Annotated in this window: 20 protein-coding genes and 1 riboswitch; of the genes, 4 read left to right on the forward strand and 16 right to left on the reverse strand. The window is 61.5% G+C overall.

Annotated features, from left to right (window positions below):
• Positions 1-13 precede the first annotated feature (13 nt).
• Positions 14-271 (reverse strand): CsbD family protein, encoded by a 258-nt coding sequence (locus tag E1N52_RS04665; RefSeq protein WP_133180648.1) that lies wholly within the window; start codon positions 269-271, stop codon positions 14-16.
• 307 nt (positions 272-578) lie between these two features.
• Here E1N52_RS04665 and E1N52_RS04670 point away from each other — a divergent pair, with 307 nt between their 5' ends.
• The 4 genes from E1N52_RS04670 (at position 579) to E1N52_RS04690 (ending at position 4,448) form a co-directional block, all read left to right on the forward strand.
• Entirely contained in the window at positions 579-1,535 is a 957-nt protein-coding gene (locus E1N52_RS04670; RefSeq protein ID WP_205965571.1) for a hypothetical protein, read from the forward strand.
• Positions 1,536-2,156: 621 nt separating this feature from the next.
• The gene (locus E1N52_RS04680) at positions 2,157-2,348 is read left to right on the forward strand and encodes a hypothetical protein (protein ID WP_133180650.1); all 192 of its coding nucleotides are present in this window, start codon (positions 2,157-2,159) and stop codon (positions 2,346-2,348) included.
• A 153-nt stretch (positions 2,349-2,501) separates the two neighbouring features.
• Positions 2,502-3,077, forward strand: a complete 576-nt coding sequence (locus tag E1N52_RS04685; protein WP_133180652.1) for a pyridoxamine 5'-phosphate oxidase family protein — start codon at positions 2,502-2,504, stop codon at positions 3,075-3,077.
• A 75-nt stretch (positions 3,078-3,152) separates the two neighbouring features.
• Positions 3,153-4,448, forward strand: a complete 1,296-nt coding sequence (locus tag E1N52_RS04690) for an Nramp family divalent metal transporter (RefSeq protein WP_133180654.1) — start codon at positions 3,153-3,155, stop codon at positions 4,446-4,448.
• Between the two features lie 32 nt (positions 4,449-4,480).
• On the opposite strand, the gene E1N52_RS04695 is transcribed toward E1N52_RS04690, so the two are convergent.
• From E1N52_RS04695 to E1N52_RS04770, 15 genes are all read right to left on the reverse strand, one after another.
• Positions 4,481-4,885 (reverse strand): hypothetical protein, encoded by a 405-nt coding sequence (locus tag E1N52_RS04695; protein ID WP_133180656.1) that lies wholly within the window; start codon positions 4,883-4,885, stop codon positions 4,481-4,483.
• Positions 4,886-4,927: 42 nt separating this feature from the next.
• Positions 4,928-6,739, reverse strand: coding sequence for an allophanate hydrolase (gene atzF, locus E1N52_RS04700; RefSeq protein ID WP_133180657.1), 1,812 nt, complete (start codon positions 6,737-6,739; stop codon positions 4,928-4,930).
• 18 nt (positions 6,740-6,757) lie between these two features.
• Positions 6,758-10,357: an urea carboxylase gene (uca, locus tag E1N52_RS04705; protein WP_133180659.1), complete on the reverse strand. Its 3,600-nt coding sequence runs from the start codon at positions 10,355-10,357 to the stop codon at positions 6,758-6,760.
• A gap of 172 nt (positions 10,358-10,529) precedes the next feature.
• On the reverse strand, positions 10,530-11,171 hold the full coding sequence (locus tag E1N52_RS04710; RefSeq protein ID WP_069262091.1) for an urea amidolyase associated protein UAAP2: 642 nt from the start codon (positions 11,169-11,171) through the stop codon (positions 10,530-10,532).
• A 14-nt stretch (positions 11,172-11,185) separates the two neighbouring features.
• A complete protein-coding gene (locus tag E1N52_RS04715; protein ID WP_133180661.1) occupies positions 11,186-11,890 on the reverse strand; it encodes an urea amidolyase associated protein UAAP1 in 705 nt (234 codons plus the stop codon).
• A gap of 13 nt (positions 11,891-11,903) precedes the next feature.
• Positions 11,904-12,692: an ABC transporter ATP-binding protein gene (locus tag E1N52_RS04720; protein ID WP_133180663.1), complete on the reverse strand. Its 789-nt coding sequence runs from the start codon at positions 12,690-12,692 to the stop codon at positions 11,904-11,906.
• Positions 12,689-13,504: an ABC transporter permease gene (locus E1N52_RS04725; protein ID WP_133180665.1), complete on the reverse strand. Its 816-nt coding sequence runs from the start codon at positions 13,502-13,504 to the stop codon at positions 12,689-12,691. Before E1N52_RS04725 ends, E1N52_RS04720 begins: the two co-directional genes overlap by 4 nt.
• Before the next feature lie 33 nt (positions 13,505-13,537).
• Complete coding sequence (locus tag E1N52_RS04730; RefSeq protein ID WP_133180667.1) at positions 13,538-14,608, reverse strand: putative urea ABC transporter substrate-binding protein; 1,071 nt, start codon at positions 14,606-14,608, stop codon at positions 13,538-13,540.
• 58 nt (positions 14,609-14,666) lie between these two features.
• Positions 14,667-14,766: riboswitch (guanidine-I (ykkC/yxkD leader) on the reverse strand.
• 322 nt (positions 14,767-15,088) lie between these two features.
• The gene (locus tag E1N52_RS45250) at positions 15,089-15,538 is read right to left on the reverse strand and encodes an SDR family NAD(P)-dependent oxidoreductase (RefSeq protein ID WP_281282603.1); all 450 of its coding nucleotides are present in this window, start codon (positions 15,536-15,538) and stop codon (positions 15,089-15,091) included.
• 300 nt (positions 15,539-15,838) lie between these two features.
• On the reverse strand, positions 15,839-17,353 hold the full coding sequence (locus E1N52_RS04745; protein WP_133181190.1) for an MltF family protein: 1,515 nt from the start codon (positions 17,351-17,353) through the stop codon (positions 15,839-15,841).
• 312 nt (positions 17,354-17,665) lie between these two features.
• Positions 17,666-17,974, reverse strand: coding sequence for a DUF4148 domain-containing protein (locus E1N52_RS04750; RefSeq protein ID WP_133180669.1), 309 nt, complete (start codon positions 17,972-17,974; stop codon positions 17,666-17,668).
• Between the two features lie 293 nt (positions 17,975-18,267).
• The gene (locus E1N52_RS04755) at positions 18,268-18,960 is read right to left on the reverse strand and encodes a CBS domain-containing protein (RefSeq protein WP_133180671.1); all 693 of its coding nucleotides are present in this window, start codon (positions 18,958-18,960) and stop codon (positions 18,268-18,270) included.
• Between the two features lie 191 nt (positions 18,961-19,151).
• Complete coding sequence (locus E1N52_RS04760) at positions 19,152-19,817, reverse strand: response regulator (protein ID WP_133180673.1); 666 nt, start codon at positions 19,815-19,817, stop codon at positions 19,152-19,154.
• Complete coding sequence (locus E1N52_RS04765) at positions 19,807-21,468, reverse strand: MASE1 domain-containing protein (protein ID WP_133180674.1); 1,662 nt, start codon at positions 21,466-21,468, stop codon at positions 19,807-19,809. Before E1N52_RS04765 ends, E1N52_RS04760 begins: the two co-directional genes overlap by 11 nt.
• Before the next feature lie 524 nt (positions 21,469-21,992).
• The gene (locus tag E1N52_RS04770; RefSeq protein WP_133180676.1) at positions 21,993-23,009 is read right to left on the reverse strand and encodes a 1-aminocyclopropane-1-carboxylate deaminase; all 1,017 of its coding nucleotides are present in this window, start codon (positions 23,007-23,009) and stop codon (positions 21,993-21,995) included.
• Positions 23,010-23,181 lie beyond the last annotated feature (172 nt).

Below are 23,181 nucleotides of genomic sequence, written 5' to 3' on the forward strand. Positions count from 1 at the left end.
GTCCCGCGAGCGCTCAGTCGCGGCTCCGGCGCCACAACAACCCGAGCGCGAAGCCGATCGCAGCGGTGATGCCCAGCACACGCAAAGGGCTTTCTGCGATCGCTTCTCGCGCTACCACGGCGGCGTCGGCTACGAGCTGTCGAGACTCGCCACATAGCACCTTCGCCGTGCCGGCGAGTTCCATGGCCGGATCGCCAAGCGCCGCACCGACCTTCTCCTGGGCTTCGCCAGCGATCTCCTTGGCAATGCCTTCCACTTTTTCTGAAGTCATGATTGCGCTCCTTTGCTCGCCTGTACGGGCGCCCCCGGGCATGAATTGCTGCCATGTTCGGCGCAGCGCTTGCCTTCGGGTATCGCCACGCCGAAACAGCAATCGCCATGCCGCAGAACGAACGCTGCGCGCTTTCATCCCCGGGCACACGCGGTGCGCTAACAAGGAGCCGCGGCCCGGGTCGCAAATGCTGTTGCACGAGGTACTTCGGAAGTTACATGTCGGGCGCCACGCTCGCCGTAACGGACGGTACGCCGCTCATCTGAACACTTGTTGTTGAACACAGCCCACGACAGGGAGGAGCGTCATGGAAGAGATCGACCGACTGGGAACCGACTTCGCTGCGGCCCGCGCCGTTGGGCAGCCCCATGGACGCGCACGCGCCGCCGTTTCCTGGAGCGCGATCGTGGCGGGCGCTGTGGGCATGGCCGCCTTCTCCCTCATTCTGCTCACGCTCGGTACGGGGCTCGGGCTTTCGTCCCTGTCGCCGTGGCCCGGAAGTGGTGCGCATGCGAAGGCGTTTGGTGTGGCGGCCGTCATCTGGATCTGCGTGACGCAGGTGATGTCCGCCGGTCTCGGTGGATACCTCGCGGGGCGACTCCGCCACCACTGGCCAGAAACCGGAACCGACGAAACGCACTTTCGCGACACGGCTCACGGTTTTCTCGCCTGGGCGCTCGCCACCCTCCTCTCTGCCGCGCTTCTCACGTCGACCGTTTCCGGACTAGTGCGTGAAGGCGCGAGCGTCGGCGCTCAAAACGCCGGGCGCCTGAGCATGACGGGCGGCATCGGCACGCCAAACCGCGGCAATGCCCTCGCCGCCTATGGCACCTGGCCGATGGGTTATCTGATCGACGGCATGTTGCGTCCGGTCCCGGGCGCCACCGCACCAGACACGACGACGGCTGCGCCGGATGCCGACCGCGTCTTCGCGAAAGCGGCACAGAAGCAGGAGATCACGCGCATCTTCCTGAACAGTCTTCCTGCCGTTGGCCCCCTTGCGCCGGAGGACAGTGATTACCTCGCGCGTATCGTGGCCCAGCAAACCGGGCTCGCGCCGACGGATGCCCGCGCTCGCGTCACGACCACCTGGTCGCGGCTGCAGGAAAAGGCGAACGCCGAGGACCGCGCGGCGCGCGCCGCCGCCGAAACGGCCCGTAGGGCGACCGTTCACGTGACGCTGTGGCTCTTTATTTCCCTGCTGATGGGCGCATTCGCCGCTAGCCTCATGGCGACGATAGGCGGCCGCATGCGCGAATTTTGACCGCGCCAAGCATCACGTGTTGCTATTACGTTGAATTTTCCGAATTGCGAGGAGGCAGACATGCGCTCGATTCTTCTGTATCTGCTCGGTGTCCCGATCCCGATCATCATTCTCATCGCTCTGTTCTGGCATTGAGACGGGCCGGGGCAAACCACGCGAGCACAGCTGGGGGCCCCGCAGCCCTGCGCCAGGCATATCTAAAGAAGCTGAAGTACGACATGCCCGGTCAGGGCTGCGCAGGTAGCGATGGTCGCAAGCCAGCACAAGGCGCGCGTGAACCAGTGTGCTTTCATCTCGCCCATCACGCACACGGGTTCGCCCCGAAGCGCGGGATCGCGCGCCGCTGTCAGCGCTGCCCGCAGACATGGTGCGAGCAGGGATTCTTCATCATGTGCGGGTATCACGATGCCAATCATGGGGATCCTCTAGCCGTTTTCGGTTGCCCATCGCTTGCGCCCGAAATCCGCAAGCACGGGCTCGGCCCGCGAAGAGCCGACTGCGAGCACAAGCGCAACTCCGGTACCCGTCACCACGCGCCGCGGGCACGCGTCATGCGCTCCGGCCTGGACCATCTATCGCGCAGCACACCACGACAACGTACCTGTGCAGAGGATCCGAGACATGAACGCCCCCGTTTCCCACCATGCGCGCTGCACGATACAGGGAGCACCCGCGATTCTGACGTTCTACCCCGACAGCCGGATCGTGCGCATTAGCACTGATGGCGGCCAACGCTTCGAGCAAATACGCTGGCTGTTTGGCTGGCAAGCGCTGCTCGCCATAGTGGGCAACGTAGAAGAACTCGGCCGTTGATCCATCGACATACGTCGCAGTGCGAACCATAGTTTTCGTCATGATCGAATCGTGTGGCACGCTGTTCGATGGCACTATCGCCTTGCGCCGGACCACACGCCCAGATGGTTGCGGCGCATGCGCTCGCGGGCGAACGCTGAAGGTGCCGCGTCGATGAACCTCGAACAGATCTACAACCGCATCTGGGATTGCCTCGCTGCCGCTGTACGTGAAGACAAACATCCCTTCAAGGTCATGCAGGCGGCAACGATAAGCCTTGATGGTGCACCGAACGTGCGCACCGTGCTGCTTCGGAGTGCCATTGAACCGCGGAACGTGCTTACATTTCATACCGACCTGCGCTCGCCGAAGATTGCCGAACTCAGACGGGAGCCGCGAATCGCGCTCGTCGGCGTCGACCCCGTTCACAACCTGCAGGTCCGCGTGTCTGGCGAAACCCGAATCCTTTGCGACGGGCAGGCCCGGCTCGATGCGTGGAGGTCCAGTCCCGACCATGACCTGGTCGCCTACCGGACGCGTCTGCCGCCCGGTACCCCCATGAGCCACGCTGACGATGCACTCGATGAGGCGCACGTTCCTGGACCGGGCGAAGGTCTGCGGCATTTCGGCGTCGTTGAGGTGCGCCCCACACGCCTGGACTGGCTGGACCTCTCGGCAGCAGACTGTCACCGACGCGCGCTGTATGCCCGTCGGGGCGATACCTGGGTCGATTGCTGGGTCGCGCCCTGAACGCGCCATACCGGGCGGCACGGGAATTGCGGATCCGTCGCGACATCGCATCCCGAGCGCTGCAGGAAGACCGCCGTGGCCGACGACGAAAAACTGGAACCCGAGATCGCCGTAACCGATCGGACGGAACGTTCATGGTTATCGCGGCTTGGCCCCGGACTCATAACGGGCGGTGCCGACGACGATCCGAGCGGTATCGGCACCTACTCCCAGGCCGGCGCGAAATTCGGCTTTGCGTTGCTGTGGACGCTTCTGTTGACCTATCCGCTGATGGTCGCCATCCAGATGATCAGCGCGCGAATCGGACGGGTGACGGGCAAAGGGCTTGCCTCCAACATGCGGGCTTTTGGCCCCCGCTGGATCGTGATCGTTCTGGTGCTCCTTCTCGCGCTCGCAAACACCATCAATATCGCTGCGGACCTGGCGGCCATGGGCGCGGCCATCGGTTTGCTGTTGCGCGGCCCCGAACAACTGTACGTGGTCGCGCTGGGCGCGTTTTCCGCAATCCTCCAGATCTGCCTTCCCTATGAAAGCTATGCCCGCTTTCTGAAGTGGCTGACCATCGTACTCTTCGCGTACGTTGCGGTGGCATTCGTTGTGCCAATCGACTGGGCGCAGGTCGGTGTTTCGGTGGTCCGCCCACGTGTACAGCTGTCTGCGGACTATCTCACTACTGTCGTCGCCGTCCTTGGTACAACGATCAGCCCTTACCTGTTCTTCTGGCAGGCTTCGCAGGAAGTCGAGGAACTTCGATCGAAGCCGGGCGAACATCCGTTGCGCTGGGTCTCGTCATTCCGCGCATACCGCCAGCTCGACAGGATCACCGCCGATACCTGGATCGGTATGGGTGTCTCGAATGGCGTGGGATTCTTCATCATGTTGACCGCAGCTGCAACGCTGCATGCTCACAACATCAGCATCCAGACGTCCGCCGATGCGGCGAAGGCGCTCGCGCCTATTGCCGGTCGTTTCGCTGCGTTGGTGTTCGCAGCGGGCATCGTGGGAACCGGGTTACTCGCGCTGCCCGTGCTTGCCGGCTCGGCAGCCTACGGCGCAGCGGGCGCGTTCCGCTGGCGCAATAGCCTGTCTCTGCATCTCACTCTCGCGCGTGAGTTCTATTCCGTCATCGTCGCGGCCATCCTCGGCGGCGTCGTGATAACGTTCTGCCACCTCGACCCGGTGAAAGCGCTTTACTGGAGCGCTGTCGTCAATGGCCTTGCCGCCGTACCCGTCATGATCGTCGTCATGCTGATGGGAACCAGTCATCGTGTGATGGGCAAATTCACAATATCAGGAATCCTGAAATTTGGGGGTTGGACGGCGACTGCGTTGATGGCTGTGGCGGCCGTCGGAATGTTCATTCCTGGGTAGATGCCGCTTTGACCGACTCATCATCTGGTGTCCTACATCAGCGCCGCCCCTTCCCCTCCGCTCCGGAGTCGCTCAATCAAGTCGTTGGTGACCTTGCGAGACGTCGACAAATCGCGTCGCAGCCGTTCGAAGGCAACCATAGCCCATGGAACGGCAATGACGATTACAACGCACGCCAAGCCGGTGAGCATGGCTGCGATCGTCCGGTTTACGAGCGTATCGGTATGGGGCAACCCCTGGCGCAGCCACACAAATGCCGGTTCAATCCCAACGTCGAAAGACATGGCCAAAAGCAGGATCAAAGCGACGTGCAATGCCAGCTTCATTTCCAGAAAGATCGTCGCGTCGTCATTGCCTGCGTGGATGAGCGCTATCATCCGGACAGCGATCGCAAGTGTAGCCAACGTTAAAGCGCAAAAACAGCTCAATTCGAACATGGTGATTTTGTCGTCCCAGGTATTGCGTTCCGTCTCGCAGGGTCAGTCGGGCCGGCGCTCGCTGTCGAGCCACGCCCGCCATCCGCCAAATTCGGAGATATCGGTTCCCGACAGCACGCCATAGGGCTCGCACAAGAAACCTGTCACCCACGAGCCGTCCGACAATTCGACCTTCCCAAGCACCAGCGGAGACGGCACGGTTGCCATGAACGAGCCCAACTCGACGCTCGGCATTTCCCAGACTTCGACCGCAATCCCGGAGCCGTTCCCGGCAACTCGCCACAATCCGGGGCGTCGTGTGCCATCCGCAGAAGCCGGCAGCGCGGCCAGCCGATAGTGGGCTGCCGTATGCGTTACCTGCATGCGTTGCGCACCTCGCGAAACCAGGTCCTTGTTCAGCGGCAAACCTTGCATGTGAGCACCGCACACCGCAACACGAATCCGGTCGTTGGCTGCTACTCGCCGCGCGGAAGGCTCCAACCGGTTTCCGCCAACGCATTCGATGCCGCTTGCCGTCTGCAACACATCGGCAACACCCAGCAGATATTGGTCGGTGAACGCGCGGCCAAAGACCGTCACGCCCCACGGGAGTCCGTTCTTCATGAACGCTGTTGGCGTAGCGACAGCCGCGTAATCCAGCAGATTCATGAAGTTCGTGTAGTAGCCGAGCAATGAGTTCGGCCCAATCGGATCCGCTTGCAGTTCAGCGAGCGTCACAGGGCGCGGATACGTCGGCGTCAGCACGAAGTCCAATGAATCGATCACCGCATCGCAGGTTGCCTTCAACGCCTGCAGGCGATACTGCGCGCGAAACAGATCGACCGCCGTCGCACCCGGCGCCTTGGCCAGCACGTCCCGAATGACGGGAAGCACGGCGTCTGGCGTCGCTGACATCAACTCGCCGGCCACGCTGTAGCGTTCCGCAACCCACGGGCCCTGATAAAGGAGATTTGCGGCCTCGACAAAGGGCTCGAAATCGATCTCCACCGCCTCGCCGCCTGCTGCTTCCAGGCGAGCACGCGCCCTTGCGAACAGTTCCGGACTCTCATCGCATCCCGCGAATTCAAGGCGCGCCGGAACCCCGAACCGGAACGACGTGGGCTTGCCGAACGCGCTTGCCGAATTCCACTGCGGATTTTTGCGACTGTAAGCATCGCGAGCGTCGGTTTGCGCGGTCAATGAGAGAAGCTCGCTGGCCTCGCCAGCCGTGACCGTAAAGTACGTCACGCAATCGAGCGTGCGGCAGGCCGGGACGACACCCGCCGTCGACAGGATGCCCCTCGTCGGCTTCAGTCCGATGAGATTGTTCAGGCCGGCAGGCACACGGCCAGATCCCGCCGTGTCCGTACCGAGCGCGAAACTCGCCACGCCCAATGCAACGGCAAGCGATGAACCCGCACTGGAACCACCCGACGGGTAGTCAGGATGCACACTGTTGCGGCATTTGCCGTATGGCGAACGCGTGCCGTTCAAACCCGTAGCAAACTGGTCGAGATTGGTCTTCCCGATCGGAATTGCGCCAAGCGAAATCAGTCGGCTGACGAGCGTCGCGGACTCCTCCGGCATGTACGCAAAGTCGGGGCACGCCGCAGTCGTTTGAATTCCTGCAAGGTCGATGTTGTCCTTGATTGCGAAGGGCACGCCGTACAACGGCAGACGCTCGAAGTCCTGCTTCTCGAGCCAGTCGAGGTATGGCGCGACTTCGCTCTCGGTCAGAATATGAATGAAGAGATTGAACTCCGGGTTCAGCGCGTTCGCTCTTCCGAGCAGTTCAGTCACGAGCTTGCGCGGCGTGAGGCGCCCGTCACGATACGCGCTACGGAGCGTGGAAAGCCGCAGATCGAATGTCGGCATGGTTCTGTATCCTTGTATTCAGTGACGTTCAATGACTGCGACGCGTTGCCCTGCGCGCACGGGCGAGCCAGGAGCCACGTAAATTTCGCCGACTGTCCCCGCGCACGAGGCAAACACCGAGATCTCCATCTTCATCGACTCGACAATGAGCAGTACGTCGCCGGCGGCAACCACGTCTCCAGTGTTCACCTTCACCTGCCAGAGGCTGCCGGCGATTTCACAGTCCACGGCGACCTGGCCGTCCTTCAGGGGAGCCAGTTGGGCATCTTCCGCATCCGGTGCCTCAATTGCCTCTTCAGTGGTGCCCGCTTCGCGCCAACGCTCGCGCTCGGCCTGGAATGCAGCCTGCTGTCGCGAACGGAACTTGCCGATGCTGTCGGCTTCGCTCTCGAGAAACGCTTGATAATCCGGCAGTGAGAGTTCCGACTCTTCAATCCGCAACGGATAACGCCCAAGCGGAAAATCGGCGCGGATGCGAAGCAGCTCATCGGCCGACACTTCGTAGAAGCGGATCTGGTCGAAGAAGCGCAGCAAATAGTGCTGACCGGCAAAATCCGCGACCTTGCGATAGCGATTCCACATCTGCAGCGTGCGCCCGACGAATTGATAGCCGCCCGGCCCTTCCATGCCGTACACGCACAGATACGCGCCGCCGATGCCGACCGAGTTCTCCGCGGTCCACGTACGGGCCGGGTTGTATTTGGTCGTCACGAGGCGATGACGCGGATCGAGCGGTGTCGCGACGGGCGCACCCAGGTAGACGTCACCGAGGCCCATCACGAGATAGCTCGCGTCGAACACGATCTCTTTGACGGCATCGATGGACTCGAGGTCGTTGATCCGGCGAATGAACTCCAGGTTGCTCGGGCACCACGGTGCATCTTTTCGCACCGTGGTCATGTATTTATCAATCGCGAGTTGGCACGCCGGGTCATCCCAGGACAGCGGAATGTGCACGACTCGCGACGGCACACGCAGATCCTTTTTCAGCAGGACCTGCTCCCACGCCTCGCGTACGACATCCAGCAGTGGCGCGAGCGCCAGTTGCTCCGGTCGATAATGAATCTGGAGAGAGCGGATACCCGGCGTCAGATCGATCACGCCCGGAAGCGCCATGGCCTCGAGAGACTGCATGAGCGCATGCCCACGAAAGCGCGAGACGAGGTCCAGTTCAGCGGGCCCAATTTCGAGCAGCAGATGCGTGTCGCCGGACACGCGCGCAACGAGCCGCTCGCCGTCCGAACCCATGTCGAGCACGATGGGTGAGGTCAGTGACGACCGCCTGCGAGTCGGCGCGTTCGACTCCACCTCGAGGCTTTCCAGTTCGCGGGCGCGTTGACGTGCGGCCCCACGCGCTTCGTCCACTTCCACCGGAACAAAGCGGATTTTGTCGCCGGCCTTGAGTTGCCCGATGTGCCAGAGGTCGGCCTCGATGATGGTCACCGGACAGACGAAGCCGCCGAGACTCGGTCCATCGGGTCCGAGAATCACCGGCATGTCGCCGGTGAAATCGACGGCGCCGACCGCATAAGGATTGTCGTGAACGTTCGATGGGTGCAATCCCGCCTCGCCGCCGTCTTCGCGCGCCCACTCCGGCTTCGGCCCGATCAGGCGCACACCGGTACGGCTCGAATTGAAGTGAACCTCCCAATCGGTGTCGAGGAAGCGTTCGATGTAGCGGGAGCTGAAGTACTCGGGCGCACCATGCGGACCATAGATCACGCGGATGCTCCGCACGTCTTCGAGCTTCGGCACGTCATTCAGCGTCTTGCCAGCCTGCGAATTTTCGAGCGCAAAGAGGTGAAGCACGTCACCCGCGCGTATTGCGCGGCCGCCATGTCCGCCGAACTGACCGAGCGTGAAGGTGCTACGGCTGCCGAGATACAGGCCGACGTCCAGACCTCCGCGTACGCACAGATAAGCGCGTGCGCCGGCGCCACGAATGGTGCCGAGCGACAACGTCGAGCCTGCCGGGACAATGAGGCTCGTATTCAACGGCTGCTCGACATCGTCGAGCAGCACGGGAATTTCCGCCCCCGTGATGGCGATGACCGCGTCCGTATTGAAACGCAGCGTCGGGCCGCTCATCGTGATTTCAAGCGCGGCGGCATCGGTGGCGTTGCCAAGCAGGCGGTTGCCCAGCCGCATGGCTCGGTCATCCATCGGCCCCGAAGGCGGAATGCCGACCGCCCAGTATCCGAGACGGCCGGGGAAATCCTGGACCGTCGTCTGCGTACCGCCGCTGACGACTTCGACCGTACAGGCCTCGTACTTGAGTCCCTCGAGGCACCGGGTCCATGGTTCGCCCGATGCAAACGGCTTGTCGTCCAGGATCTGACGCAGATAGTCGCGGTTCGTCTCCACGCCGTAAATGCGCGTGTTCTGGAGCGCGTCCTTGAGTGCGTTGCGCGCCTCGTCGCGAGTCGGGGACCAGGTGATCACCTTGGCGAGCATGGGGTCGAAGTACGGCGGCACTTCGCAGCCGGCTTCAATCCACGTGTCGATGCGTAGCGCGCAACCGTCGGCTTGCGGGAACGCAACGTCAGTCAGCAGGCCGGGGCTCGGCTTGAAGTCCCGGCCGGGATCTTCAGCATAGAGCCGCGCCTGAATCGCATGGCCGCGCGGCGTCAGGTTCGCTACGAGTTCCTGCAACGGCTCGAGCGTGCCCGCTGCCAGCTCGATCATCCAGCGCACGAGGTCGACACCCCACACCTGTTCGGTTACACCGTGTTCCACCTGCAATCGCGTGTTGACTTCGAGGAAGTAGAACTGCTCGGCAGCGCTGTCGTACACGAACTCGACGGTGCCGGCCGAGCGATAGTCCACTGCCTTCGCAAGCTTTACGGCAGCCGCACAGAGTGCCTCGGCAATCCCATCCGGCAAGCACGGCGCGGGCGTTTCCTCGAGCACCTTCTGATTGCGCCGCTGCACAGAGCAGTCGCGCACGCCGAGTGCGATGGCATCGCCCTTGCCATCTCCGAAGACCTGCACTTCAAGGTGTCGCGCCCGCTCGATGTACTTTTCGAGGAAAACGCCGGAGTCGCTGAAATTGTTTTCACCGAGTCGCTTCACGGCATCGAAATGCGCACTGAGTTCGGCTGCATTCCAGCACACACGCATGCCGATACCGCCGCCGCCGGCCGTGCTCTTCAACATCACCGGATAGCCGATCACTTCTGCCGCTTCCAGCCCCGCCATCAGGTCACCGAGCAAGCCGGTGCCCCTGAGCATAGGCACGCCTTCCCGCTCCGCGATTTCGCGCGCCGTGTGCTTCAGACCAAAGGCACGCAGCTGCGCGGGCGTGGGTCCGATGAACGCAATCCCTGCCGCTTCGCAAGCCTCGCCGAAGGCTGCGTTCTCGGAGAGGAATCCGTACCCGGGATGAATGGCCTGCGCGCCCTCGCGGCGAGCGACCGCGAGGATTTGTTCCGTGTCGAGATAGGTCATTGCCGCGGGCCCGTCGCCCAGGCAGTGCGCGATGGGCGCCTCGCTCACATGACGGCTCGCTCTATCCGCCTCCGCAAAAACGGAGACTCCGGTGACATCGAGTTCGCGCAGCGTTCTGAGAATCCGGCACGCGATAGCGCCACGATTGGCGATAAGAATCTTCTCGAACATGGAAGGAAACTTGATTCAGAGGCGGGCCGTCCCGCCGTGGGAGATGCGAGCCGCGGTCGTCCACGGCCGTATTCGCGTCAGCGACCTGCCTGAGTCAGCACTTCGCTGGTGAGCGTGAAATGACGTCCCGCACGCACGAGCATGACGAACGAGATCCAGCTGCGGAGATGCTTCAGTCCCATATCAGCAGCTCCGCTGGCGTCGGGTTGTAGGCGTTGCACGGATTGTTCAGCTGGGGGCAGTTGGAAATCAGCACGATGACGTCCATCTCGGCCCGCAGTTCGACGTACTTCCCCGGTGCGGAAATGCCGTCTTCGAAGGTGAGCCCCCCTTCCGCCGTGACGGGCACATTCATGAAGAAGTTGACGTTCGCGCCAATGTCCTGCTTCGAGAGGCGGCCGTCATGCGCGCAAGCGCGCAGGAAGTTGTCTCGGCAGCTGTGCATATAGCGCTTTCCCAGCGCATAGCGCACGGTATTGCTCTCCTGTGCGCAGGCGCCGCCGAGCGTATCGTGGCGTCCACAGGTATCGGCAACGACGGTCAGCATCGGATTGCCGAGATTCGAGTACAACACCGAGCCGGCTGTCAGGTAGAGCCTCTTCTGCCGACGCAGCGTGCGCTGTGGGTCAAAGCGCTCGCGCGGATCGGCGAGGCTGTAGAAGAGCGTATCGACCGCCTGGTTGCCTTCCAGATCGACGATGCGCAGTGTCTGGCCCGCCTTCACTTCGTGAAGCCAGGGCTCACCCGCGGCCACTGTCTCGCGGTAGACCGCGCTCTCGGGCTGTTTGTCGCTGACGACAAGCGTGCTCATCATGAAGTGGCCTCCGCTCAAAGAAAGAATCGCTCTGTGTTGATAAAGCCGCGCACGTTTTCCTCGCATGCGGTACGGCACACTTCGGCCACGCCGGGCTGCGCCTCGCTCAATTCGAGCTTCACCGCTTTGGGCGCATATTCAGGGTTCGGGTCGAGCGGGTGCTGAATCGCGGTGAGCACGACAAGCGTGTTCATCGGCGCATACAGTTCGACGTAGTCGCCGGCCTTCGAGTTTTTGCTCACGAAATTCAGCTCTCCACCGCTGGTGACATCAACGCGGCTGAAAAGATTGAGCGTCATCAGCAGGTCTGAGATCTCGAGGCCCCACTTGCCCATCTCGACGAGCAAGTTGTCGGTGCCATTCCGGTAGAACGCGTTGCGCAGTTCCTGATAGCGGCCAGCGCCATACCGCGCCGTGACCTCGTCGGCGTTCGAGACGCCACCGATGCTGTCGTGCCACCCGCACGTGTCGTCGACGATGGCAGCGAGAACACGCCCCATATCGGAGTACAGGCAGTGACCCGTCGTGAGCTTCGCGGTGTGCTGGCACTTCAGCGAATCCGGGAGGTTCAGGCGCTCGCTCTTCTCCGTTGCATTGACCATCATGACGCTGACATTGGCGCCGCCGTGCAGGTCAGTCACGCGCAGCGATTGCCCGCGCTTCACGATGAGCGAGGTATGGCCGCCGCCCGGTACGGTTTCTTCAAGCAATAACTTCATGTTCGAGTTCCCTTCATGAGACCACTTCCATGCTGGACGCGCCTTGCACCGCCGCGCGTGCCAGATGCACCGCGGACACCGATTCGCGGCTGCGGTCGAGTGGAATGTTGTAGGTGATACGGGCTCCGTAGGCGCCCGGTGCCTGAGGGTCCACGCGTACCTTGTCGAAAACCAGTACACGGCTTCCCAACGTGAAGCCCTCTTTGAGGTCATGCGTAACCATGAAAATGGTGAGCTTCGCTTCGCGCCACAGGTCGGAGAGCAGCGCGTGCATGTCCTTGCGGATCCCGGGGTCGAGTGCGCCAAACGGCTCGTCGAGCAGCAGGACGCGCGGCTTCATCATCAAGGCCTGCGCAATGGCGAGGCGTTGTTGCATACCACCGGAGAGTTGCTGCGGATACTTGTTCAAGGCCGCACCGAGTCCCACCCGCTCGAGCATGGCCGCTGCTTCGTCTCGCGCGGCGCGCCGTTGCGCTCCGAAGAGTCTGCCCGTGAGCTTCGCTTCCGGAAGCTCCAGTCCCAGCATTACGTTGCGCAATACGCTGAGGTGCTCGAACACCGAGTAGCGCTGAAACACCACGCCACGATGGGCGTCCGGTTCACCGGGCAGCGGTTGACCGTCAAGCAGGATCTCGCCGCGCGTCACTTGCTCCTGCCCCAGCAGCAGTCGCAGAAACGTCGACTTTCCGCAGCCGGAAGCGCCGACCATCGAACAGAACTCGCCTTCCTGGATCGTCAGATTCAAACGCTCCAGGACCACCTGGCTGCCGTACTCTTTCCATACATTGCGGACTTCGATCATCGCCCACCTCCGCCGTACCAGGGGAAGGACCACTGCGTGATGCGGCGAAGCAGCTCATCGGTGAGCCACGCGAGCAGCGTGATCCAGGCGACGTACGGCAAAATCAGATCCATGGAGAGGTAGCGGCGCACGAGGAAGATGCGGTAGCCCAGGCCGTCCGTCGATGCGATCGCTTCGGCGGCGATGAGAAAGAGCCATGCAGCGCCGAGTGAGAGACGCATCGCCACCAGCAGGCGCGGCAGGAGTTGCGGCAAAACCAGACGCAGAATCACCGTCCAGCTCGTGGCCCCCAACGTCTGTGCCTTGACCCACAACTCGGCGGGAATATCGCGGGCGCGAGCATGCAGGTCCCGAATGATCATGGGTGTGATGCCGAAAACAATGAGCACGACTTTGGATAGCTCATCGAGCCCGAAGACGATGAAAAGGATCGGCAGCACCGCCAGCGGAGGCACCATCGAGACAACGGTGATGAATGGCGAGAGCGTTGCGCTGACGAGCGGAAACGAGCCGGTCGCGATAGCGGCCACCAGTGCAATCACCGCGCTCACCACGAGACCGATACCCAGTCGTCGCAAGCTCGACAGGGTGTCGTCCCACAACAGATATTCACCCGTGCGCTTGTCTTCGGTGAATGCGACCGTCTTCACGGCATCGCTCATTTGCGCCGCGCTCGGAAGCAGCTTGTCATCGGGATTGAGCTTGAGCCGCTGCGCAGATCCAGTGAAATACACGGCAAAGAGCACGACGAACGGCAGCAGGAGCAGCATCATGCTGCCGATCCGGCTCGGATGTCGATTGATGAGTCGCATGGTGACCGCCTGGTTGTTGCTTCGAAATCAGTCTCAGAGCTTGCCCGCGGCCGCCATCTCGACGTAGCTCGGGTCGAAGCGCAGCTTGACGTTGTTCTTGTCGCCGACGATCACGTTCTTGTCGAACGCCATGCCCACGGAATCCGCACTCTTTGCATCCTGGCCGAGCAGACCGTGGTCAAAGGAGAACTTCGCGACGCGCGTCATGATCTTCGGCATGTCCGGGCTCGTGACGAATGCAACTGCCGCCTGAGGTGTGTAGAAGAGCGCAGTGGTCGACAGCTGCCCCTTGAAGTTCGCAAGGTCGGTACCGGAGGCCTTCGCCATCGACGTCAGCGCGCTGGTGCTCGCCGCCGAATTGCTGTGCATCAGCGCAACCATCTCGAACCATGCGCCCGTCAGTGCCTTGCCGAGTGCCGGGTTCTCTTGCAGCGTCTTCGTGTTGACGACCATCATGTCCATGATTTCGCCGGGAATCTTGCTCGAATCGAAGACTTCGGTGACGTTCGGCTGCGCTTTCAGATCAGCGAGCATCGGATTCCATGTCACCGCGTTGTGAACAGTCGGGGTTGCGAATGCGCCTGAGATATCGGCGTCGGATGTGTTCACAACCTTGAGATCGCGCTCGCTCATATGGGCGCTTTCCAAAGCGCGTGCGAGCAGGTAGTGGGAGACCGAGAACTGCACGAGGTTGACCTGCTGACCCTTCAGGTCGGCGATCTGCTTGCCCTTGCCCTTCATGAGCACGCCGTCGTTGCCGTTCGAGTAGTCGCTCACGATCAGGGCCGTCGAATCGACGCCGCCCGAGGCCGGGATGGTGAGCGCATCCATGTTGGTCATCGCGCAGCCGTCGAACTTGCCAGCTGTGTACTGATTGATGGATTCAACGTAGTCGTTCAACTGGACGACATCGATCTTGATGCCGTACTTTGTGGCCCACTTCGAGATGATGCCCTGAGTTTTTGCCTGCCCCCACGGCATCCAGCCGGCGTAGATGGTCCAGCAAACCTTGAAGTCGCTGCGGCCCGCGGCGAACGCGGCGGTTGAAGCGAAGGTGGCGAGGGAGACGGCGGCGATGCCAAGACAGCGAACGAGCTTGCGCATGAAGTTGACCTCGAAGGGGACGGTTAGCAACGGCAGGGAGCAGCGCAAACATCGCGTTCTCTCCCGGGCTTTTATCCCGCCGTGTAACCTCGCCTGAGGTCGCCAGCTCTCGGACCAGCACCTGCGAGAAGCAGGCCGGAACCCTAGCTGTCCATTTCCAGATTGTCTGAACCGGATACTGCGCCGGCTCCTTGCCCACTCGTTAAAGCGAGAAGCGTGCCAATGAAAAATGCAGGCATTTGGGGCGTGCGATGCATTTACCCTGCCCTGCGCCGGTACCAACGTGCACCGGCATGCATCATGGCGCACCCGTTTCGGGCGCTGCGACGGTCGGATGCAAATGCGACGAGTCGACATAGCTCCGCACAATCTCTAGCAGCGCTGCCTTCCTGCTGTGTCTCCGCCACGCCGCGGCCCTAACGTGCTTCGACGAGGGAACTGATCAGCGTGCCAGGTTTCTCGCGTGCCGCCTCGGGCACATCAACCTCCGCGATACATGGGATCGATGCTGTCGCCCGGGGCGCGCTTGCCGGACTGCGACCTCGCCGATGCGCTGCCGCTGACGCCGCGATGGTTTTTGTGAACCACGCTGCTGTACGGCGACGGCGTCGTTTGACCGCTTTGCGTTGATGGCGCTCCGCTGTCGGAGCGAGAGTCCGATGCAGGTAAGTAGACGCCTGCGAAAGCAGGTGCAGCCAGCGATGCTGAGCATGCGACCAAAAGGGCGACGAAAGTTTTCGCGTTCACGGGAACTCCAATGATTGAGTTGCGGACGTCGCGCGAGCAAGCCCCACCGGAAATGGCAGTCGTGCCCCTGATGTAGGTGATCGCCACGCTGACGCCGTTGGCGGCCAGGCGCCTGGCGATGGCCGCGCCAATGCCGCGCGAACCGCCGGTGACGAGGGCGGTCTTGTTGGTCAGATTTGCCATGGGACATTCCCCTAAAGAATATGGCCGCCGTGGCTCTATGCACGTGTGCGTCCATGCCCTGAGACCTCGTATATAGCGGGCCTCTAACGGAGAACAGTCGGATTGGACGATCTATTCCGGATTGGCCGCGATCAGGACGATGGTTACTCTCCCTGTCTTTCTGGCACCGTATTGTGTTGAAGATAGTCGCGTCTTTTTCGGGAATTCCATAAATGCTTCAGCGTCTCACGCTACGATCCGTAAAAAATGGATGGATCATTTGGATTCCTGATTGGAGGTTTCATCTCGAAGCCGCATCTCTCAACTCTTTGGCTGTGTCGTTTCCAACGCCTTCTTGCGCGCCGCCTGGGCCTCGACGATCAACTTGTACGCAGCGTAATACTTGTAGATGTTGCGCACATAGGTCGTTGTTTCGGCGCCGATCTTCTCCGCTACGACGACTTCTACGTTGTTGAACCATTTGTCCGGATTCAGCCCACGCGAGGCCGCCTCCTTTCGCATCTTCGCAATGTTTTCCGGACCTGCGTTATAGCTCGCGAACGCGAAGAGTGAACGGTCGGTCGCTTCGAAATGCGCATCGGAGAAGTATTTGCTGATTAGCTGGTCCATGTATTTCGCACCCGCGTGGATGTTCGATTCCGCAGTGGAAATATTGCCCACGTCCATCTCCTTGCCGGTCGCGGGCAGGAGCTGCATGATGCCGATCGCACCAGTGTGACTGCGTGCGTTCTGGTTGAGCTGTGACTCCTGGAAGCCTTGCGCCACAAGCATCAGCGGATCGAAGCCATACTGACTGCCGAATTTCTGAAACAGCGCAAGCGTCTGCTCGAAACGCTTGCGTTCCATGCTGCCGGAGTTGTTGGCGATCTGCTTGATTTGCTTCATGTACTGCGCCAGCCGGTAGTCAGCCACACCTTGGCGCTTCACGAAGTCGACGTAGAATTCGTTGAGCACGGCTTGAAGCTCCGGGCTGTTCTTCCGGATCGCCCAGCCGATGTAGCCACCGCTGTTGATCGCCAGGTTATCGTGGACCTGGATTCGCGGCAGCACCTGTGCCCAAAGATGGGCCATCCAGTCGTCGACGATCACGACGCCGATCAATCCGGCGTTGACCATCTCCATCTTGTCTTCATCCTCGAGAGCATCCGGCAGGAGCCTGATGCGAATGGGCGGCTTACCCGCCTTGACGAATCGCGCGTTCAACGCCTGGAGGCTTTCGTAGTAACTCGTCGACGCACGCGTATAGACCTCCTTGCCCGCAAGGTCGTCGATCGTTGCCAGAGGTGGCGCACTGGGCCCTGTCACGACCAGTTCGCGCACCGGCTTTCTGTCGCGCGGCGCAATGAAATCGACGATCTTCAGCCGCTCGTCGGTTGCGGTGATGTTTCCGGCAGAGATATCGCCCAGACCGGCGAGCAGGTTCGGGAGCAGCTTGTCACGCGTGGTGGGGATTAGCGCGATCGTCAGCGGCCGGTTACCTAGCTGGCTCGCGTACTTCGCGTTGATGTAACGCTCGAAGTCGCGCGCCAGCTCCGCCGACAACCCGCGCTCCTGGCCGTTGTCGACGAAGTAAAGCGTGCGGCTGTACGGGACCAGAAAACGGATGATGCGCCGGTCGAGCATCGCGTTGAAGTCGCCCGTCCACGGCCTGACCTTGAGACTCAGTTGCGCCTGCGACTGTGCAGCCGGCGATCCGGGCAAATTCTGCGAGACGGGCGGCGCTGTTGCGGCAGGAGAGGCGGCTTGCAGGGCGGCAATGCTACCGGCCAAACACCCAGCCAGAAGACAGCGAATCAAATGGCGACAGATAGCCATAGCAATGGCCTCCTCTGCGACGCACAACCATGCGCCCGCCGTCTAAGGCGAGAACGCTTGTTGTTTATGCCAAGGATAGTTTATGAGCAAGCTCTGAGGTGCCGGTAAATCCTCGCCCTGGCGCCCCTCGATTGCACGACGATCGAAAAGTGAATTAGCCGAGCTCTTCCTGACCACCCTCAGCCAATCCCGAACCTCCCCAAAACAATCAAAAAGCCCCTCTCCATTCCGGAGAGGGGCTTTCAAGTAGCGTGTGATGCGTTAGTGCGACGTGCTTCGAGACCACACAAGCCAGTCCGTCAACGCGATGTCTTACTGACCGAAGTAAACCGGCTTCAAACCGGGAGTAGTAGCCATGGGCGCGCCGGACGCTGACGACCCGCTGACCATCCCGCCATAACCACTCCCGCCATTCTGCGCTGCCACGCGCGCTTCCGCAGCCTGAATATCGGCTGGATAGTTTGCATTGTCGCCGTCACCGACGTGATAGCCGGCCTGTTCGAGCTGAATGAGCTCGGCGCGAACTTGCTCAGTCGTCACGGGACCGTTCGATTGTGCGAACGAGAGAACCGGAGCAGCCGTGACAGTAAGGACAACGACAGTTTGAACAAGGTATTTCATGATGAGCTACCTCCAACGATTGCCACGTTTGGTGCGACAAGTCTTCTTGTATGCAACCGGCGTCAACGCCCCAGTGATGCGGTGAAGCGGGTGTTCAAGCGAGCTAGTCGCACATCCGACTGACCTCGGCGGTAGGGGAACCGCTCAGTAACGCGAGCGCGAGCGGTGCCAAAACAAGCCGTTTCACTTCGCTGATTTCCTCCTGTAACGAACGGGTCACTACTCAATGCAAACATCTCTGCCTTGAGCAAGACTGGGTTGAACATATGCAAACGATCCGCGATTGAGGGCGGCTACAGCGTTGGGATCACACCTTGAGACAGCAAGTGGCTCTCTACGCGCTTGACGCCCGGCACACCCTCGGCCGCGACGCGGATCGCGCGCTTTTCCTCGTCGGACTCGATCACACCCCACAGATGCGCGACGCCGTCCTTGACGAGCACGCTATGTTTTGGCAACCCCCAGCGCTGCCCGTGCATTTCGCGAACTATCGCGTCGCGCAGGCTCGCATCGTCATGTGCTCGCCCGTCCACGATCGGTTCGACGCTCGCGAGCGCGCGAATCAGATTTCCCCGGCACACGATTCCGATGAGCTTGCCGTCCTTCAGCACCGGCACCCGTTTGAGGTGCCGACGCTCCATGAGATCTGCGATCTGCTGGAGGGGCATATCTTCGGAGATCGAAATCACCTGGTCGCACATGACGTCGCCCACGAGACGACCGTGCTCCTTTACATACCGCGCCGCCTGGTCGCGCGGGGACGACGCAAGAATTTCGAGCCACCACGGGCGCTTGCTGCGCCCTGTGCCGTTTTCTACCCGATGCAGGAGGTCGCGATGACTGACGATGCCCACCACCTCTCCGTTCGCATCGACAACCGGCATGCCGCCGATATGGTTGTCGACGAACAGTCTTGCAGCGTCGTGGATCGTCATGTCCGGTCGGGCGGTGACGACTGACGTAGTCATGACGTCGAATGCGCGCATGATCGCTCCTTCGGTGTGCCGCGTGTGATTCCCATCTGCCGGACCCGTCGCACGGTTTCCGCAGACTCACCGGAGGTAGATCGTTCGGTGTCGGGCAGTTACGACTGTATGCGCCGACCCCAAGTGCATGAATCAGGCACTCGTCCTAAAAGTGGCTAGGGGATTGCCTTATTCAGTGGGCGGGCTGAGCCCTATTGGCTCTCGATCCACTGAATTGCGAAGCGCGTTAACTCCTTGCCATTACGGATGTCCAGCTTTTCTTTGATATTGGCCTGGTGCGCTTCGATGGTCTTCACGCTCCGGTTCAGCTTCGCCGCGATATCGCGGGTGCTGAAGCCGAGTCCGATCAGATGCAGAACTTCGAATTCCCGTTCCGAAAGGTTTGCAATCGGGCCTTCGGGCTTTTTGTGTGGGACGGCAAGCGCCCGCGCGAGCTTCTCATGCATGGCGGCGCTCATGTAGATGTTGCCCGCCAGCACTTCGCGGATGGCGCTCACGACATGCTCCGTGGCCTCGAGCTTCATCAGATAACCGTTCGCCCCGGACCGCAGTGCGCGTTCGGCAAACAAGCTTTCGTCATGCATGCTGAGGACAAGGATTGCCAGATCTGGATAGCGGTGCCGGAGTGTCTTGACTAGCTCGAGTCCCGAATCCGTCTGCAAACTAATGTCCACGATGGCCATATCGGGCTGGCAGTCCATCGCCGCCAGCGCTTCTTCGGCGCTGCCCGCTGCGCAGCAGACGTGCAGGTCCTCTTGCAGATTGAGCAAGAGCGTCATCCCGTCCCGGATGATGGGGTGGTCATCCACGATCAGGATTTGAGTCGCACAGCCTGAGCTAGCGCATTTACTGTGCATGACCAGAACCCTCCGGTAGCGGATAGCTAATGGCGACGGTAGTGCCCCCCAAACCGTTGCGGGTCACGGAGCAGGAGCCGCCCAGCAGGCTTGCCCGGTGACGCAGGTTGTGCAGCCCAAGACCCGCGGCACGTTCCATTTCTTCCGGCCCGATGCCTACCCCGTCGTCACTGATCGAAAGCGTTTGCAGACCGCCCGCCCGTTCGAGATCAATCCAGATGCGGTGGCCGTGACAATATTTCAGCGCGTTGTTGACCGCTTCCTGTGCTGCCCGGTACAGGTTGATCTGCAGCAGCGGGTCCAGCAAGTCCACATCTGGCGCGATGCGCAGTTTGCAATCTACGCCGTTGAGCGCGCGTGCCGTCTCCGCCAGCGCTTGCAGCGCGGCCGCAAGTCCGCCGTATTCCATCGCGACCGGATCCAGGCCATGGGCAATCCTGCGGGTCATCAACGACGCCTGTTTCACCAATCCGACTACCATGGCGGCGTCGGCGGCGGCTGGGTGGCCTTGCGTCTGCAGTTTCTGATTCAAGACGGCGCAATACAGGCCCAAGCTGGTCAGGTGTTGCCCAAGCCCGTCGTGCAGTTCCTGGCCGATGAGTTTCTGTTGCTGATCGGCGATCTGGATCAGCTCCCCTTCCAGCAGACGGCGACGCACCATCTCCTCCTTGAGTTCGTTGTTCGCCTTCTCAAGGTCTTCGGTTCGCTCCTCGACGCGTCGCTCCAGTTCGATGTGGGCTGCCTGCAGCAGGTCATGGGCGCCCCGTTCCTGAGCGCGCGCCGCCGCCAGCAGCAGTCCCGTTGCCGCCACGACGTTCGCGAAGGTGCACCACCTCACGAGGCTGTCCACAGGCGATTCGGCAGCGAAGGGCCCCGTGCCGTGCGTGGTGCCCCAAATGGCCACGGCCGAGATCATCAGGGTCACGATGCTCGCGCCCAGGCGATCGAAGCGCAGCGCCGCCCAGATTACGAATGGAAAGATCGCGAGGGCTGCAGGATAGTAGCCATGCCCGGCAAGTTCAGGGGCACCGAAGATGAGGTAGCTCACCCAGAAGGTCGCAGCAACGAGTGCGCACGCTTCCATGACCCGCTCCGCGGATCGGACAGGGTTCGAGTATGTGAGGAAGCTGAACAGGGCCGGCGCCACGACAAGGACGCCCATCATGTCGCCGAGCCACCATTTCAGAAAGCCTGCGCCGTACTCGTCGGCCGTCACCAGGCCCCCTCCCAGCATGGCGGTCGTGCCAACCAGCGCACTGATTGCCGTACTCGTCATCGCAGCGAGGGCGATGAAGGCCAGCACGTCGTTGATGCGATCGAGGGTGATCTGGAAACGGGTCGCGCGGTTCAGCAATATGGCTGCCGTCAACGGCCCAAGCATGGACCCGATGCCTATCACCACGGCCACGGCCGCAGGCACGCCCACCGACACGTTAGCCAGAAAGGAGCCAATCGCAATGCCCGGGGCAACTGCGATGCCCATCGCGAGCAGCGCAACGAGAGCGATGCCGCTGGAAGGCCATACAAGAGAGATTGCGCCACCCACTACCGCAAAGGAAAGGCCTAGCTTTGCACCAGCGAAATACGCCAATGCAACAATTCCGGTGTGCAGGAAGAGTCTGAATCTGGAATCGTCCCGAATGGTAGCCATTTTCGCTTCCAATCCAGAAGCCGGGTGCGAATGCGCTACATGCTCCCTGTGGGTGAACGTGGAGGGAGTCGCGCGTCAGTCAGTGAGTCACTCGGTTTTTTTCCGACCTGATTTCATGATTGTGGTGGCCCCCATCGCGTTAATCAAACACTACACAGCGCTGCATGTGCGTGACGTTTGTGCGTGAAGTACTCCACTTTATGTAGAACCCGACGGCGGTCGCGAACGCCGCAACCGTCGAGTCGCCAGGGTCGCCTTTCAACAACGTCAGGTTCTGCGCTCGCCGTCTGCATGAATCGTGCTATGAGCGTCCCTCGCCATTGACCCGGGAATTCAGATCGATTTGGATTCCAAAAAAAACGCCGGGCTGAAAAGCCCGGCGCGGAGTTCGCAGGAGAGGCAACAGGGCCCGGCACTCCCACGACGTGTAGGGCGTCATTGTCGATGTGATTCGCCCTGCGCGCCGTGACCAAAGTCAAAGACCGGGGCGTACGCCTCGCGCTCCAGCGAACCCTCGTTTCAACTCAGCCGTCGCGGAAGATAAAGCTGTACGCGCTCAAAGCCGGCACGCCGCCCAGATGCGCGTACAGCACCTTCGACCCCGGCTCGAATTCGCCTCGGCGCACTTTGTCGATCATGCCGTGCATCGACTTGCCCTCGTACACGGGATCGGTCAGCACGCCCTCGAACCGCGCGCACAAGCGAATCGCCTCCAGCGTGCCTTCGTTCGGCAGCCCGTACTCCGGGCCGCCATAACGCGTGTCGAGAATCACGTCCTTTTCGCTGATATCGCGGTTGAGATCGACCAGCCCGGCGGTATGACGCGCAATGCGCGTGATTTGCGCGTGGGTCTTCTCCGGCGTCGCCGAAGCGTCGATGCCGATCACGCGGTCCGCACGGCCATCCGCCGCAAAGCCGACGACCATGCCCGCCTGCGTGCTGCCCGTCACCGAGCACACGACGATGTAGTCGAACTTGAAGCCCAATTGCGCCTCTTGTGCCCGCACTTCCTCGGCAAAGCCCACGAAACCGAGGCCGCCGAGCGGATGCTCCGAGCAGCCCGCCGGTATCGCATACGGTTTGCCGCCAGCCGCGCGCACGCTCTCGAGCGCCTCCTCCCAACTCGGCCGAATGCCGATGTCGAAGCCGTCCGGTACGAGCCGAACGTCCGCGCCCATCATGCGCGACATCTGAATGTTGCCGACCCGGTCGTACACGGCATCCGAATAGTTGACCCAGTTCTCCTGGACCAGCACGCACTTCATGCCGAGATGCGCAGCGACGGCCGCAACCTGACGCGTCTGGTTCGACTGGATGCCGCCAATCGAGACTAGCGTGTCGCAACCTTGCGCGAGCGCGTCGGGAATCAGGTATTCGAGCTTGCGCGTCTTGTTGCCGCCGAACGCGAGTCCGCTGTTGCAGTCCTCGCGCTTCGCGTACAGCTCGACCTTGCCGCCGAGATGCTCGCTCAGGCGCTTGAGCGGCTGGATGGGCGTGGGTCCGAACGTGAGTGGATAACGGGGGAAACGCTGGAGGTTCATCGAATATCTCCGGGAGGTCGGCTCATGCGGGGCGTGGTCAACGGTCGGTACGCGCCTGGAACGCGCAATCCGATGGAGAAATGTTAGGCGCGTTGCCGCGAAATGAGCTTGCTAAAAAAATATCGACGACCTACGTTTAGAGCAGTCGCTTTGACTTCGGCACACTTTTAAT

The organism is Paraburkholderia guartelaensis, assembly GCF_004353905.1.
Lineage (GTDB): Bacteria > Pseudomonadota > Gammaproteobacteria > Burkholderiales > Burkholderiaceae > Paraburkholderia > Paraburkholderia guartelaensis.

Coding starts and splice junctions, on each gene's coding strand:
- E1N52_RS04750 (WP_133180669.1), bottom strand. CDS start 17,974: ATGAAATACCTTGTTCAAACTGTCGTTGTCCTTACTGTCACGGCTGCT.
- E1N52_RS04665 (WP_133180648.1), bottom strand. CDS start 271: ATGACTTCAGAAAAAGTGGAAGGCATTGCCAAGGAGATCGCTGGCGAA.
- E1N52_RS04715 (WP_133180661.1), bottom strand. CDS start 11,890: ATGAAGTTATTGCTTGAAGAAACCGTACCGGGCGGCGGCCATACCTCG.
- uca (WP_133180659.1), bottom strand. CDS start 10,357: ATGTTCGAGAAGATTCTTATCGCCAATCGTGGCGCTATCGCGTGCCGG.
- E1N52_RS04670 (WP_205965571.1), top strand. CDS start 579: ATGGAAGAGATCGACCGACTGGGAACCGACTTCGCTGCGGCCCGCGCC.
- E1N52_RS04685 (WP_133180652.1), top strand. CDS start 2,502: ATGAACCTCGAACAGATCTACAACCGCATCTGGGATTGCCTCGCTGCC.
- E1N52_RS04720 (WP_133180663.1), bottom strand. CDS start 12,692: ATGATCGAAGTCCGCAATGTATGGAAAGAGTACGGCAGCCAGGTGGTC.
- E1N52_RS04695 (WP_133180656.1), bottom strand. CDS start 4,885: ATGTTCGAATTGAGCTGTTTTTGCGCTTTAACGTTGGCTACACTTGCG.
- E1N52_RS04770 (WP_133180676.1), bottom strand. CDS start 23,009: ATGAACCTCCAGCGTTTCCCCCGTTATCCACTCACGTTCGGACCCACG.
- atzF (WP_133180657.1), bottom strand. CDS start 6,739: ATGCCGACATTCGATCTGCGGCTTTCCACGCTCCGTAGCGCGTATCGT.
- E1N52_RS45250 (WP_281282603.1), bottom strand. CDS start 15,538: ATGGCAAATCTGACCAACAAGACCGCCCTCGTCACCGGCGGTTCGCGC.
- E1N52_RS04745 (WP_133181190.1), bottom strand. CDS start 17,353: ATGGCTATCTGTCGCCATTTGATTCGCTGTCTTCTGGCTGGGTGTTTG.
- E1N52_RS04730 (WP_133180667.1), bottom strand. CDS start 14,608: ATGCGCAAGCTCGTTCGCTGTCTTGGCATCGCCGCCGTCTCCCTCGCC.
- E1N52_RS04680 (WP_133180650.1), top strand. CDS start 2,157: ATGAACGCCCCCGTTTCCCACCATGCGCGCTGCACGATACAGGGAGCA.
- E1N52_RS04755 (WP_133180671.1), bottom strand. CDS start 18,960: ATGCGCGCATTCGACGTCATGACTACGTCAGTCGTCACCGCCCGACCG.
- E1N52_RS04760 (WP_133180673.1), bottom strand. CDS start 19,817: ATGCACAGTAAATGCGCTAGCTCAGGCTGTGCGACTCAAATCCTGATC.
- E1N52_RS04765 (WP_133180674.1), bottom strand. CDS start 21,468: ATGGCTACCATTCGGGACGATTCCAGATTCAGACTCTTCCTGCACACC.
- E1N52_RS04710 (WP_069262091.1), bottom strand. CDS start 11,171: ATGATGAGCACGCTTGTCGTCAGCGACAAACAGCCCGAGAGCGCGGTC.
- E1N52_RS04725 (WP_133180665.1), bottom strand. CDS start 13,504: ATGCGACTCATCAATCGACATCCGAGCCGGATCGGCAGCATGATGCTG.